This is a genomic window from Streptosporangium sp. NPDC000563, from assembly GCF_040299985.1.
Taxonomy (GTDB): Bacteria; Actinomycetota; Actinomycetes; order Streptosporangiales; family Streptosporangiaceae; genus Streptosporangium.
The window spans coordinates 106,821-120,066 of sequence record NZ_JBEPDA010000015.1; the positions used below are offsets into that span (position 1 = coordinate 106,821).

9 protein-coding genes are annotated in these 13,246 nt (G+C 69.0%); 7 read left to right on the forward strand and 2 right to left on the reverse strand.

Going from position 1 to position 13,246, the window contains the following annotated elements:
- Positions 1–128: 128 nt before the first annotated feature.
- The 7 genes from ABT352_RS27960 (at position 129) to cysS (ending at position 10,724) form a co-directional block, all read left to right on the forward strand.
- Positions 129–329 carry a putative acetyltransferase gene (locus ABT352_RS27960; protein WP_350947917.1) on the forward strand — a complete coding sequence of 67 codons (201 nt, stop codon included), beginning with the start codon at positions 129–131 and terminating at the stop codon, positions 327–329.
- Positions 330–611: 282 nt separating this feature from the next.
- The gene (locus tag ABT352_RS27965; RefSeq protein ID WP_350947918.1) at positions 612–1,673 is read left to right on the forward strand and encodes an ABC transporter substrate-binding protein; all 1,062 of its coding nucleotides are present in this window, start codon (positions 612–614) and stop codon (positions 1,671–1,673) included.
- Positions 1,674–1,801: 128 nt separating this feature from the next.
- The gene (locus tag ABT352_RS27970) at positions 1,802–2,554 is read left to right on the forward strand and encodes a class I SAM-dependent methyltransferase (RefSeq protein WP_350947919.1); all 753 of its coding nucleotides are present in this window, start codon (positions 1,802–1,804) and stop codon (positions 2,552–2,554) included.
- Between the two features lie 111 nt (positions 2,555–2,665).
- Positions 2,666–5,248 (forward strand): hypothetical protein, encoded by a 2,583-nt coding sequence (locus ABT352_RS27975; protein WP_350947920.1) that lies wholly within the window; start codon positions 2,666–2,668, stop codon positions 5,246–5,248.
- Positions 5,249–5,251: 3 nt separating this feature from the next.
- The gene (locus ABT352_RS27980) at positions 5,252–7,309 is read left to right on the forward strand and encodes a UvrD-helicase domain-containing protein (protein WP_350947921.1); all 2,058 of its coding nucleotides are present in this window, start codon (positions 5,252–5,254) and stop codon (positions 7,307–7,309) included.
- A gap of 61 nt (positions 7,310–7,370) precedes the next feature.
- Positions 7,371–9,200 carry a sigma factor-like helix-turn-helix DNA-binding protein gene (locus ABT352_RS27985; protein WP_350947922.1) on the forward strand — a complete coding sequence of 610 codons (1,830 nt, stop codon included), beginning with the start codon at positions 7,371–7,373 and terminating at the stop codon, positions 9,198–9,200.
- A 135-nt stretch (positions 9,201–9,335) separates the two neighbouring features.
- Positions 9,336–10,724 (forward strand): cysteine--tRNA ligase, encoded by a 1,389-nt coding sequence (cysS, locus tag ABT352_RS27990; protein ID WP_350947923.1) that lies wholly within the window; start codon positions 9,336–9,338, stop codon positions 10,722–10,724.
- A 219-nt stretch (positions 10,725–10,943) separates the two neighbouring features.
- Here cysS and ABT352_RS27995 read toward each other — a convergent pair whose 3' ends face one another.
- Both ABT352_RS27995 and ABT352_RS28000 read right to left on the reverse strand, forming a co-directional pair.
- Positions 10,944–11,594, reverse strand: coding sequence for a hypothetical protein (locus ABT352_RS27995; RefSeq protein ID WP_350947924.1), 651 nt, complete (start codon positions 11,592–11,594; stop codon positions 10,944–10,946).
- The gene (locus ABT352_RS28000; protein WP_350947925.1) at positions 11,591–13,000 is read right to left on the reverse strand and encodes an AAA family ATPase; all 1,410 of its coding nucleotides are present in this window, start codon (positions 12,998–13,000) and stop codon (positions 11,591–11,593) included. Before ABT352_RS28000 ends, ABT352_RS27995 begins: the two co-directional genes overlap by 4 nt.
- Between the last annotated feature and the right edge of the window lie 246 nt (positions 13,001–13,246).

A 13,246-nucleotide genomic window follows, 5' to 3' on the forward strand; every position in this document is an offset into this window, starting at 1 on the left:
CGACTTCGACCGCGAGTTGCTAAGCCCTAGTATTGCCGTGCCCGCCGCGTCTCTGAAACGGGAGGGGGCAAAAGCCGGTGGCCTTTCATGTCAGCGCTCGCCTGAGCATCACCATAACCCCTTCCGACGTGGGCAAAAGAGTCACCACTCGGAGAAGGGTCCCCGAGGGATTTCGCGACGCGGTCGGCGAGTTGGAGTTCTGGCGGGACGGCGTGCTCGGTGTGCGCAGGCGGAACGGCGTCCTGGTGGAGATCGCCGAGGAGACGCTCGCCGCGGCGAAGGTCGTTCCCGAGTCTCCACGGCCCCGGGGGCCTCGCACCGGCGCGTGAACGGCGGCACAGAGACTCCGAAGGACTCCAGGGGACTTCCGGGGACCTCAGGGGATTCCACCGGAGCCTCGCCGGGACGCTCGGAGCCGCCGACCGGTCAGGACGGGCGCCCCGCGGGTAAGCCACAGACCTCACCGGAGTCTCGCCGGGACTCTCGGAACCCTTGGCCGGTCAGGATGGGCGCCCGGTGGGTAAGCCGCTCGCCAAGACACGTGTAAGCCGTTCGCTAAGAAGCGTCGCGCCTGCTCGACCAGGGGAATGACAGCGGAGAGCATTCCGCTCGTGACCGTACGTACCAGCGCCGCAGCCGCCGTGATCCTCACGGCCACGATCGCCGGATGTGGCGCCCCGGCTCCTCAGAACGTCCAATTCCCGCCTCTCAACGTGCAGGCCGCCTCCCTCAAGGAGGGCTTCTCGACGATGGAGCGCCTCGTGGAGGCCGCCAGGCAGGAGGGGGCACTCACGGTGATCGCGCTGCCGCGCGACTGGGTGAACTACGGCGAGATCATCGACACCTTCTCCGAGGAGTACGGGATCAAGGTGCACCAGTTGGAGCCCGACGCCGGAAGCGCACGGGAGATCGCGGCCGCGGACGACCTCAAACCGGACGTGTTCGACCTGAGCATGGACGTCGCCGCGGCCAACGCCGCTCGTTTCGCCCCGTACCGGGTCCAGGGCTGGCAGGACATCCCCGACCGCCTGAAGGACCACAGGGGCTTCTGGTACGCCGGGTACGGCGGCTACATGTCCATCGGCTACGACCCGACCAGGGTCACGGCCCCCGCGTCCTTCTCCGACCTGCTCAAGCCGCGCCACAGCGTCGCGCTGCCCGGCGACCCCCGAGAGGTCTCCGCGGCCTTCAGCGGGGTGATGGCGACCTCCCTGCGGGGCGGCGAGGCGCGGGCGGAGCGGGGCGTGGAGTTCTTCCACCGCCTCAAGAAGGCGGGCAACCTCGCGGCCACCCCCAAGGCGGCCTCGGTCCTCGTCGACTGGGACTACAACAACACCGAGCGGGCCGCCGCCGACAAGACGTGGAAGGTGATGATTCCCGGCGACGCCGTGCTCGGCGCGTACTACGTGCAGGCCATCAACAAGCGGGCCCCGCACCCGGCCGCGGCCAGGCTCTGGCAGGAGTTCCTGTTCTCCGACAAGGGGCAGAACCTGTTCCTGAAGGGTTACGCCAGGCCCGCGAGGATGGAGGCCCTCCAGATGCGCGGCACCCTCGATCAGGAACTGGCCGCGAAACTCCCCGCCACCAACGCGAGGCCGGTGGTCCTCACCATCCCGGAGATCGACACGGCGAGGGCCTATCTCCAGCGCGAGTGGGCCGACAAGGTGAGATAGCCCTGAGGCTGCTGAGGCTGATATGTCGCGACTTCCCAGAGGCTCTAAAGTGTCTGGAGAGTACCGATAAGAGGCTTCGCGTCTCAGAATGTGAGCTGATCGTCTTGCGATACGACACCCCGAGCTTGATGAGGTGGAACGCTCGCGCCTACGACAACAGCTTCGGGTACGTCTCGGCGCACGGCGCCCCCCTGGTCGACCTCCTCGACCCGCAGCCCGGGGAGCGCATCGTGGATCTCGGCTGCGGCACGGGAATGCTCGCGGCCGAGATCACCTCCCGGGGCGCCTACGTCCTGGGGATCGACGGATCGCAGGCGATGATCGAGAAGGCCCAGGCGCAGCATCCCGGGCTGGACTTCGTCGTCGGCGACGGCCGAAGCTTCACGGTGGCCAAGCCCTACGACGCGGTCTTCTCCAACGCCGCCCTGCACTGGATGGGCCAGGAACCGGACGCGGTGATCAGCAGGGTCCGCGAGGCCCTCACGCCCGGCGGGCGGTTCGTGGCCGAGATGGGCGGCGCGGGCAACTGCGCCGCGCTGACGGCGGCACTGTCCACTGCCTGGCGGGAGTACGGGCTGCCCGAGCCCGGCCTGCCCTGGTACTTCCCCACCCCCGCCGAATACGCCACGCGGCTGGAGAAGGGGGGCTTCACCGTCCGCCTGCTGGAATACTTCGACCGGCCGACCCCGCTCGACGAGTGCCCCGGCGGGGCGGCCGACTGGGTGCGGATGTTCGCCGGCTCGCTGCTCAAGGAGGTGCCCGCGGAGATGGTCGACCCGCTGCTCCGGCGGGTGAACGAGCTGGCCGCACCCGCTCTGCGGCGGGAGAGCGGCTGGATGGCCGACTACGTGAGACTGCGGTTCGCGGCCGTACGCCGCTGAACTCACCCAATGCGCCGAGGTAATTTGCCAGACTATGGTCTGTTCCATGAGTCTCGTTCCCCGGCCACATGGGGTGACTCGGGCGGCTTGAGGGGCTGGTGAAGGGAACGGATGAACTTCTGTCTGAGTGACCTCGTGCCGCCGCTGCGCTGGAGCGACGCGGCCACGATCCCACTTCTGCGCGAACAGCCCGACCTACCGGACGCTTGGTGGCGGAGCCTGCCGATGGCCCGCGTGCTCGCCGTGCTGGGCCCGGAGAGGCTCGCCGACATCCTCGCCTCGATCGTCCTGAACCACTGGCCCGCCGCCGCCCTGGGTGACGTGCTCCCCGCCCTGCACGTCCTGGACCCGGACGAGGCCGACGAGCCCTCCACGGCCATCGCCCTCGACCGCGCCGGGTCCTGGTCAGGCCTTCTCGCGCTGACCGGCCACGACCTGCGCGACCAGCCGTTCATCCAGCCGGTCCCCCTGCTGCACGTCCTGTTCACGGCGGTCTTCACGCGTCTGGCGGTCCCCGCCCACGCGATCCCGCCGGCGCACGCGGCCGCGTCCTCCGGGGTCGCGTCCTCCAGGGCGGCCGGGGCCGCTGACGGGCCCGTCGCGGACGGTGCCGCCACGCGTGGAGCCCTCGCGGGCGAGGGAGCCGAGAGCGGGTCCGTCGCGAGTGGATCCGTCGCCGGAGGGCTCCGGGCGCCGGACGGCCCGCCCGTCGTGGCGGACCTCCGCGCGCAGACCGTGCCGGAAGAGGCCGAGAACGTTCCCACGCCGGAGTCCGAGGCCCCCGTGCAGCCGATGGTGTTGCCGAAGCGCAAGGCCCGCCGGGAGCCACCGGTAACCGACGCCCGCCGCCCCGACGAGGCCCCCGGATCGCTCTTCCAGCCCGCCTCGACGAGGAAGAGCCCGTCTGCGAGCACCTTCCAGCGGGAGGGCGCCTTCCCGTGGGAGGGGGCGAGCGCGTTCGTGCCGGAGGACCGGTTCGCGCCCGCTCCCGGGGAGGCGGAGCCCGCCTCCGGAGCCGGACCTGCGGAAACCGGAGCCAGGTTCCTGGAAACCGGGGCCGAACCCGCGGGGGCCGGTCCAGCGGGGGCCGGTCCAGTGGAAACCGGGGCCGAACCCGCGGACGTCGAAGCCGCGGGAACCGGGGACAGACCTGCGGAAACGGAGGCCGAACCCTCGGGAGTCGAGGCCGTGGAAACCGGGGCCGCGGAAACCGGGGCCGCGGAAACCGGGGACGGACCTGCGGAAACCGAGGCTGAACCCTCGGAAGTCGAGGCCGTGGAAGCCGGAGCCGCAGGAGCCGGATCTACGGAAGCCGGAGCCGCGGAAACCTCCGAGCCGGACGTGGAGCCCGCCGCCGAGACAGCTGAGACAAGCGCAGAAGACGCCCACGAGGACGACTCCGAGGACGCCCGCGCACTCCCCGACGCCCCCGATCCGGTCGCGGAGAGCGGCGAGGCCGACAGGCGTGACGAGGGTGGCGACGAGGGCCGCGACGACGGCGACGAGGCCCGGCCGGTGCGGAAGAACCTGCACGCGCTGCTGGACGGCGTCTTCGCCAACGTGGAGGACAAGCGCTGGGCGGTGGCGCAGAACAGGTTGTTCAGCGACGCCCCGGCGACCGTGGAGGCGCTGGCCAAACTCTTCGCGGTGTCTCCCGAGGTCATCGGCGAGATCGAGGCCGATCTGCGCCGGGAACTCGCCGAGTGGGTCGCCTCCGACGAGGCCGCCCCGTACCGGGAGCACCTGGAGGGGGTGAAGAGGGTCCTCGGCAAGGCCGCGCCGAGGGAGCGTCTGATCAACGCGGCCGAGTGGCACACCGGGGAACTGCACTCCCTGGACGTACCGGCCTGGCAGTTCGTGCTGGCCACCCTCCCCGGCTACCACCTGGTCGACGAGTGGCTGGTGGAGGGCGACATCACCGAGCTGCGCCATCGTACCCGCGACATGATCAGCGGCGCCAAGCCGCCGCTCACGATCAACAAGGCCCTCGACATGGTCTCCTCGCTGGGCATTCACCCCGAGGTGTCCAAGGAGTGGCTGGAGAACGTCCCGCAGCTCCGCATCCTCGGCGCGGGCGAGCGGCCTCCCCAGCGTTCCGGCGGCGCCCCGGCCCTCATCGTGGAGAAGCCCGGCAGCGAGGTCGGTGAGACCGGCGAGCCGCCGAGGAAGGCCCCGTTCCGCCCGCTGAAGGACGTCTCGCTCACCAGGCGCTGTTTCCGGCAGCCGGACGGCCGCTGGTGGCTCAGGATCGACGTCACCGAAGAACACCTCGGGGGCGCCGAGTGCCCGCTGCCCAGCGGGTTCGCCGCCTACCTCGGGATGTCGCCGGGCGAGGGCCGCACGGTCAGCAGCGCGGTCGGCGAACTGGTACTCAGCTGGCACGACAGGCCCGTGCTGGAGTCGCTCAGGACGCTCCTGGAGGACGTGGGCGCCAAGGAGGGCAGTCACCTGTTTCTCACCCTGTCCGACGAGGGGGTCCTGCGGGCCAGGCACCTGCCGCTCGCGGGCGAGGAGGTGGAGACGACGGCGCGGGCGCTGCGGCTGGTCGGCTACACCGCGGCCGGCGGCACTCCCGAGCAGGCGAGGCGGGTCATCGCCACCCGGGTCGGCATGACGGGCCCCGTGGGCTTCCCTGAACTCCTCACCAGGCTTCGAGAACGCGGGGACCGCGATCTCCTGTCCCTGTTGGCCTGACCCATGCCCCGCCTCGCCATCTCCCCCGACTTCCCCGTCGAACTCGGCGCCCTGGCCCAGCCGGTGCGCAGGGACGTCGTGGTCTCGACGCGCAGGTTCCTTCAGAACGTCGCGGGCGCCCCGCACCCCGAGCGGGTCAGGGGGGCGAGGGACCCCCGGGTGGCCACCCTGTGGCTGGCCGAGCGGTACCGGGGCGTCGTGGTCAAGCAGCGGGACGTGTACTGGCTGCTCACCGTGCTGCCGGACGCGGAGGCGTGGGCGTACGCGCAGCGCTACCGGTTCGGCGTGAACACGGCGCTGGGCGTGGTCGAGATGTGGGACGCCGAGGCGCTGGACCGGGTGCGGCCCGCGGTGCGCCGGGCGGCAGAGGCGTCCGCGACGCGGCTGTTCGTCGACATCTGCGACAGCGACCTGGCCGAACTGGGGGTCGACGGCCGTTTCCTGCCGCTGGTCAGGCAGATCACCGACCAGCTCACCCTGGAGGCGCTGGAGCCGCTGCTGCCCCCGACGCAGTACGAGCCGCTGGCGGCGCTCGCCAGGGGCGAGTCGATGGCCGGGGCGTGGCGGGAGCTGGAGAACTGCCGCGCCGTCGCCGCGGGCCCCGAGCCGATCAATCCCGAGGACTTCGGCGCCGCGCTCGTGCGCAGCCCCGACCGCGCCGTCTTCGTCGACGATCCGCGCGAGCTGAACCGCGTGCTCGACGCGCCCGGCTGGTGCGTGTTCCTGCACCCGCCGCAGCACCGGCTCGCGTACTGGGAGTCCTACCAGCAGCCGACGCTGGTCACCGGAGGCGCGGGCACCGGCAAGACGCTCGTCGCCCTGCACAGGGCCGCCTACCTGGCCAGGCGCGCGAGCGGGCAGATCCTGCTCGTCACCTTCTCCCAGGGGCTGAGCGCCGAGCTCGCGACCAGGCTCGACCTGCTGATCGAGGACGAGGTGGTCCGCAAGCGGATCGAGGTCGGCAACGTGGACCGGCTCGCCCACCGCGTCGTCGCCGAGACCGAGGGGCGCCCGCCCTCGCTGATCGGCGCCGCCGAGCTGACCGCGCTCTGGGAGGAGACCGAGACCGGTCACAGCCCGGCGTTCCTGCTGCGCGAGTGGGAGCAGGTGGTCCTGGCGCAGAACCTGCGGACCCTGGACGAGTATCTGGCGGCCCCCCGCTCCGGCCGCAGCGTCGAGCTGTCCGGTGAGGAGCGCGCCTCCGTGTGGAGGGCCGTCGAGCACGTCACCGAGCAGTTGCGGGCACGCGGCAAGCGGACCCTGCTGCAGCTCGCCTCCGAGGCGTCGGTGCTGCTCGGCCAGACGACTGGGGATCTGCTGGAGGAGGCGGAGCCCGCGCGGGAGCCGTACCGGCACATCATCGTGGACGAGGCGCAGGATCTCCACCCGGCGCAGTGGCGGTTGCTGCGGGCGGCGGTGCCGCACGCCCGCGACGACCTGTTCATCGTGGGCGACCCGCACCAGCGCATCTTCGACACGCGGGTGACGCTCGGCGCCGTGGGAATCGACGCGATCCAGCAGCGTCTGCGAGTGTCGTACCGGCTCCCACGGGAGATCCTGTCCTGGGGAGTCCGATTACGCGGGGGCGGTCCCGCCGACGGGCTCGTCAAGGGTGTGCAGGAGCTTTACGGCTTCAGGGGCACCCGGCACGGGCTCCGGCCGATGGTCCGCGCCTACGATTCACCGCAGGACGAACTGACGGGTCTGGTGGCACAGGTGGGACAGTGGGTGAATGAGGGTGTGACGCCCGAGGAGATAGCGGTGGCCGCCAGGACCGCCGGCCTCGTGCGTGACGCGCGGGCCGCTCTGCGTGATCTGGGGGTACGGGTGACGACGCTGCACGGCATGAAGGGACTGGAGTTCCGCCGGGTCGCGGTGATCGGCGTGACCGAGGGGATCGTCCCCGACCTCGACTCCCTCACCCCGATCGGCGAGGACCCCGCCGCAAGGGCACACGACCTCCAGCGGGAACGCGGCCTGCTGTATGTGGCCTGCACCCGGGCCAGGGAACTCCTTTACGTTTCTCATTACGGACGGGCAAGTCCATTCCTTCCTACCTGACCACATAGTCTGAACTGCGGATATATTCCCCTTTGCCGGTTGGACCTCAATGAACCTCAGTTTGAGCGACATCGCGCCACCTCTGCGCTGGACCTCTCCCGGCCAGGTGGCGCCGATCGCGACCGACCCCCGCCTCCCCGAGGCGTGGTGGCAGGCGCTCCCGCTCGACACCGCCTGCTCGACCATCGGGACGTCCGAGGTGGCCGGCCGCCTGGCCGACCTCGCCCTGGCGTGCTGGGGCCACCTGATGCTCGGTGACGTCCTCCCCCTGCTCAGGTTCGCCGACCCCGCCGCGAGCGCCCGCACGCCGGAAGGACTCGGCCGCGAGGTGGTGCACAAGCTGTTCACCGGGGTGCTGGAGCGGCTCCTCGAACCGGTCACCGAGGAGAGCGTCACCAGGATGCGCCCCTCCCGGCCCGACCGGCCGCTGCCCGAACTGATCGACGAGGTCTTCGCCACTCTGGACGAGCGGCAGCGGGCCATCGCGAGGGACCGGCTGTACGCCTCCCAGCGGGCCACCCTCGACGACCTGGCCCAGCGGTTCTCGGTCACCAGGGAGCGCATCCGGCAGATCGAACGCGACCTGCGCGACCACGTCGAGGCCTGGCTCGCCAAGGAGGACGCGGCGCCGCTCATCGCCCACGTGTCGTGGCTGCGGGGCCGGCTGGGCTCCGCCGTACCCGCCGACGACCTCGCCGCCGCCGTCCCCTGGCACCGCACCGAACTCGCCACCCTGGGCATCCCCTCCTGGCGGTTCGTACGGACCCTGCTCACCGGCTACGAGCAGGTGGACGGCTGGCTGGTCGCCGGAGGCGCCGACGAGCTCAGGGAGAAGACCCGGCAGCTGTTCACCGACGGGCCCCGCCCGATGGACGAGGCCGTGACGCTCGCCAGCCAGCTCGGCATCCGCGAGGACGTCGCCGAGCGCTGGCTCATCGCGGTGCCCCAGCTGCGCGTGCTGGAGAACCACGTGGTGCCCTGGCCGCGCAGCGTCAACGACAAGGCCGAGGCCGTGCTCGCGGTGGCGGGCGGCCCGCTCACCCCCGAGGAGATCCAGGAACGCATCGGCGAGGACTACAGCCTCGTCGGCATCCGCAACCAGCTCACCGCCGACGACCGTTTCCTGCGGGTCGACCGGAACAAGTACGGGCTCGCGCGCTGGGGCGGCGAGCAGTATCTGGGCATCCGGGAGATGATCGTCCGGGAGATCGAGCGGGCCAACGGCGAGGCGTCGGTCAACACGATCGTCACCAACCTCACCGAACGCTACGACGTGAGCGAGAGCTCGGTCCGCGCGTACGCGGGCGGGCCCGGCTTCGAGCGTACGCAGCGCGGGTGGATCAGGGTCGCCGGAGCCGAGCAGGCCGACTACCAGCCGCGCAGGGACGTCTCCGAGACCCGGCGCTGCTTCCGCAGCCGCGACGGGCGCTGGTGGCACCGGGTGGACGTGAACGCCGAGCACCTGCGCGGCTCGGGCTCGCCGCTGCCGACCGGTTTCGCCGCGCACCTGGGCATGGCCCCCGGCGGCCAGCTCACCGCCGCCACCCCCTCGGGCGACGTGGTGATCAGCTGGCACAACCAGCCGACGATGGGCTCCATCCGTCCCGTCCTGATCGCCGCCAACGCCTCCGAGGGCGACCACGTCTTCCTCACGGTCTCCGACGGCGGCGAGCTGCTCACCCGCTACCTGCCCGCCGCCTCGCCGACCCTGCCCGCCCTGAACCGGGCGCTGCACCTGATCGGCTACACGGCGCCGGTGGCCTCAGAGGCGGAGGGCATCCGCCTGATCGGCGCCCGCATCGGCCTGTCGGAGGGCTGCACCCGCGAAGAAGTGATCACCCGCCTGCGCGACCGGGGCGACCGCGAGATCCTCGCCTTCCTCGAAGGGTGATCTCGCCGTACCCCCGGTACGGGCGCGGCCACGCGCCCAGAAGGCGGGTGCGGCCGCGCCCGTACCGGCTCCGGTCGCGCCCGGGGCGGCTCACGCGCCGTGGGATCGGGCGCGATCGTTGCGTAGGCTCGACACATGCTGCGCCTGTATGACACACGGAATCGCCGGGTCGAGCGGATCGTCCCCGAGGGGAGCCGTTCCCTGCGGATGTACACCTGCGGCCCGACCGTCTACAGGTCGGCCCACGTGGGCAACCTCCGCTCATACCTGCTCGCGGACCTGATCAGGCGGGTCAGCGAGCGGCAGAAGGTCCGGGTGGTGGCCTGCCGCAACATCACCGACGTCGGGCACCTGGTGGACGACACCGAGATCGACCCCTCCGGCGAGGACAAGGTGCTCGCCCAGGCCAGGGCCGAGGGGCGGAGCGTCCTTGAGGTCGCGCGCTTCTACGAGGACGCCTTCGTGGCGGACACGACCGCGCTGAACATCCGCCCGCCCGAGCACTCGCCCCGGGCGAGCGAGTCGATCGACCTGATGATCGAGATGATCGCCAAGCTGATCGAGAAGGGGCACGCGTACGCGGCCCCCGACGGATCGGTCTTCTTCGACGCCGCCTCCTTCCCGACGTACGGCGAGATCTCCGGCAACCGGCTCGACCAGCTGAGGCCGGGCCACCGGATCGAGGCCGTCGACCCGCGCAAGCGCTTCCACGCCGACTGGGCGCTGTGGAAGCCCTCCGAGCAGGGGCTGACCTGGGAGACGCCGTGGGGCCGTGGCTTCCCCGGCTGGCACATCGAGTGCTCGGCCATGTCGCTGCGCTTCCTCGGCGAGAACATCGACCTGCACACCGGCGGCATCGACCTGCGCTTCCCGCACCACGACGACGAGCGCGCCCAGTCCGACGCCACCGCCGGGCACGAGGTGGTGCGGCACTGGGTGCACGGCGAGCACCTGCTCTTCGACGGGCGCAAGATGTCGAAGTCCACCGGCAACGTCGTCCTGCTCAAGGACGTGGCCGACGCCGGTCTCGACCCGCTGGCCGTACGGCTCGCGCTGCTTGAGCACCGCCACCGCCAGCAGATGAACCTCACCTGGGACACCCTGCGGGCCGCCGACAAGACCCTGCGGCGCTGGCGCGGCCAGGTGGCCGAGTGGTCGGAGTCGCCGAGCGGCCCGATGCCCGCCGACCGGGTCTCCAGGATCGAGGCCGCCTTCGACGACGACCTCGACACCCCGCTCGCGCTGCGGCTCATGCGCGAACTGGAGCGCGACGGCTCGATCTCCCCCGGTTCGCGCTTCGAGGCGTTCCTGCACCTCGACCAGATCCTCGCCCTGGACCTCTCCCTCGACATCGGCAGGGCGGTCAGGCCGAAGACCCTGCCCGAAGGCGCCGCCGAGCTGCTCGATCGGCGCTCACGAGCCCGCGACGCCAAGGACTGGGCCGCCTCCGACCTCCTCCGCGACGAGCTCGCCGCCCTCGGTGTGAAGGTCGTCGACACCCCCGGGGGCCAGACCTGGTCCTGACGGCCGTTCCGCTCCGGGGCCGGCAGCGTCCCGATCATGAGTGAGATCGTTCCACGACGCCGAGGACCGGAGCGGTTCCGCTCCGATCCTCCTTGCCGTCGCCGAGTGGCGTACCGCCATTGACCGCACCGGGAACAGCGACCTCCACGACCAGATCGACCCGTGCTGCGACACGAAGGCGGTACCTGAGACTCTCGATGAGAGAAGCGCCGATCCAGATCAAAAACCGGCGCCGTTCAGATCGGCTGCTTTTTGCAGGCCGAACAAGAGGTCCTCGTTGAATTCTTTCCACGAAGAGACCTCACAGATGGGTCCCAGCGGGTCGATGCGATCTAAAAGTTGACGACGATGCTCCGGGAAACGCTTCTTGAACTTTTCCAGCCTTCTTCCGGACAGCCCTGAAGCGAGAGCGAGTTTTTCGGCGAGCATGGCTTTGGGATCCGGGATCTCCTCGACGGATCTCGCTTTCGGAAGCCCGAGATTCATTCGACCGTTCGGGTTTCCGGAAACCTGCCTGATGTTGTACTCATCGAGCATGAGCCATGCCTCGGTCATGCGAATCGGGATGGCGCCCATGAAAGGAGTGTTCGGCACAACCGCTTCGACGGCCAGTCGGATTTCGCGCAGCCGAGACTCCCTGCTTTCCCTGTCGGCGTCGCGATGAATTATTATAAGCTCGTAGTCTCCGCCGATCTCCTTGATCATTTCCAGCTTGGATTTGACCGTTCTTTGACGGGCTTGAGGGAGCCTTTCCATCAGCGGATCCGTAACGACCACCATAAATCCATGTTCGCTTGCTATACGCCTGACATGAGTCGTGATACCACTGTCACTGGTTCCTTCGCCAAGGAACAAGATGCGCAGGCTCACACGATCTCCAAGGTAAGCTGAGCTCCGGGTGGGGTCGTTAGGTAGGGAAGGATGTCGGCCTTGGTGACCGCCCCGCCTCTTGCGTTCTCGTCGTCACGCCAACACCCCGCAAGGGGACGTAGCTGGAGTGCGTTCGTCATCGTTCCGTCAGGCGCCCGTCGAATATCCGTCTCCGCAAAAAGAAGATCTTGAGGGTCCACGAGTTGGACGACCGCAGGTGAATGAGTGTTCACAATGACCTGACGGAATGGATTGTCCGGGCCCGGCGCCTCTTGGGCATCGACCGCCAAATCCTCGACTAGGCGGACCATCGCGTTTAGATTGGCCGGATGTATGCCGTTCTCGGGCTCCTCCATACACAGAAGGCCTTCAACCGAAGGATCTTCGAGAAGGACACAGAGGGCGAGAAACCTAAGGGTTCCTTCGGACAGACTTCTGGCGGGAAGGGCAAGCCCTCCGGACTCGACAAGCTGCACCGTAAAGAGTTCCCGGACGTCGTCCTGTTCGACCTGAAGCTTTCTGACATTAACGCCCGATAAGTCAGCCAGTCGCCCCGCGACTCTTGCGTAGATACGCTCTGGATCACCATCCTCGTAAGCTATACGAAAAAGAGTTGCCGCGAGATGACGTCCTGTCGGATCCATTTGACGTGTATCAACGTAACGATCCGCTGTCCGAAGCGCGGAGGGCTCAAGAGCCAACCGACGCCAGGACTGCATTTCTCTTCGAGCGGCTAAAACAGTGGGATCATCGCTGCTGGTGACCGTACTCACGACCGTTGCGGGAGCTCTGGATGCGGCAGCGGGCTTTGGTTGACCCCTGCTTCCGCCATCCTGATGGATGCTGATGATCGGCTGACCGTCGGCATCTTGCGTGGTCGAGATGAATGCGGTACCGGCCCGACGTCCGTGCAGTACCGCTTTACGAAACTGACCGGCATTGTGCTTGAAGCGAAGCTTGTCGGGCGCATCCCCCAGCTTGATGTGTCGAAGGTTTTCCGCGAGCAGGCCGAGCCGTCCAATCTTTTCTATTCCTGTGGGAGGAACATATCCGAGCTCCAGTTCGTAGCGAAGGAAGGTGATCGCAGGTCTGGCCGGTCGCCCGAAATCGTCCTCGACTTCGCCTGGAACAATCATCTCCGCTGCGAATCGCATCGTGTGATGAGCTCCGGAGTATCCGTTCCAGAACAGGTCGCGGGGATCGCCCAGGCGCTCCCCATGCACCCCACGGACCTCTTGGGCGGCTTCGAGCAGAGATCTGTCCGCTAGGAGACTAAGAAATTGAATCACATCGAAAATATTTGACTTACCTGTGCCGTTGACACCTGCGATGCACGTGAAAGGACCAAGATCCACCCCGAAATCCAGGAGGTTCTTGAATCCGTCGACTTCCAGTCTTGTAAGCATCAGAGCCTTCCCATGCGCCCCATGCTAGCGGCGGCGGGTAAGTCAGTCTCGTCTCCCGCACGATACGCACAGCGCCCGCACGAAACTCCAGGAGGAGGCTGGGAGGACGGAGCGCCTCCCCGGGGAATCCCTCCGGTCGTCGGCCCGCCGCCTCATCGGTGAGAGAGACCGCGATGCCGGTCCCGGCCCCCGGCCGACCAGACCGCGTAATTGGTGTTTTACCGGACCCATCACGCGAAGGCTGCT

What these genes read in the sequence shown, in the direction of transcription:
- ABT352_RS27975 (WP_350947920.1), top strand. Translation starts at nt 2,666, where the DNA reads ATGAACTTCTGTCTGAGTGACCTCGTGCCGCCGCTGCGCTGGAGCGAC.
- ABT352_RS27980 (WP_350947921.1), top strand. Translation starts at nt 5,252, where the DNA reads ATGCCCCGCCTCGCCATCTCCCCCGACTTCCCCGTCGAACTCGGCGCC.
- ABT352_RS28000 (WP_350947925.1), bottom strand. Translation starts at nt 13,000, where the DNA reads ATGCTTACAAGACTGGAAGTCGACGGATTCAAGAACCTCCTGGATTTC.
- ABT352_RS27970 (WP_350947919.1), top strand. Translation starts at nt 1,802, where the DNA reads ATGAGGTGGAACGCTCGCGCCTACGACAACAGCTTCGGGTACGTCTCG.
- cysS (WP_350947923.1), top strand. Translation starts at nt 9,336, where the DNA reads ATGCTGCGCCTGTATGACACACGGAATCGCCGGGTCGAGCGGATCGTC.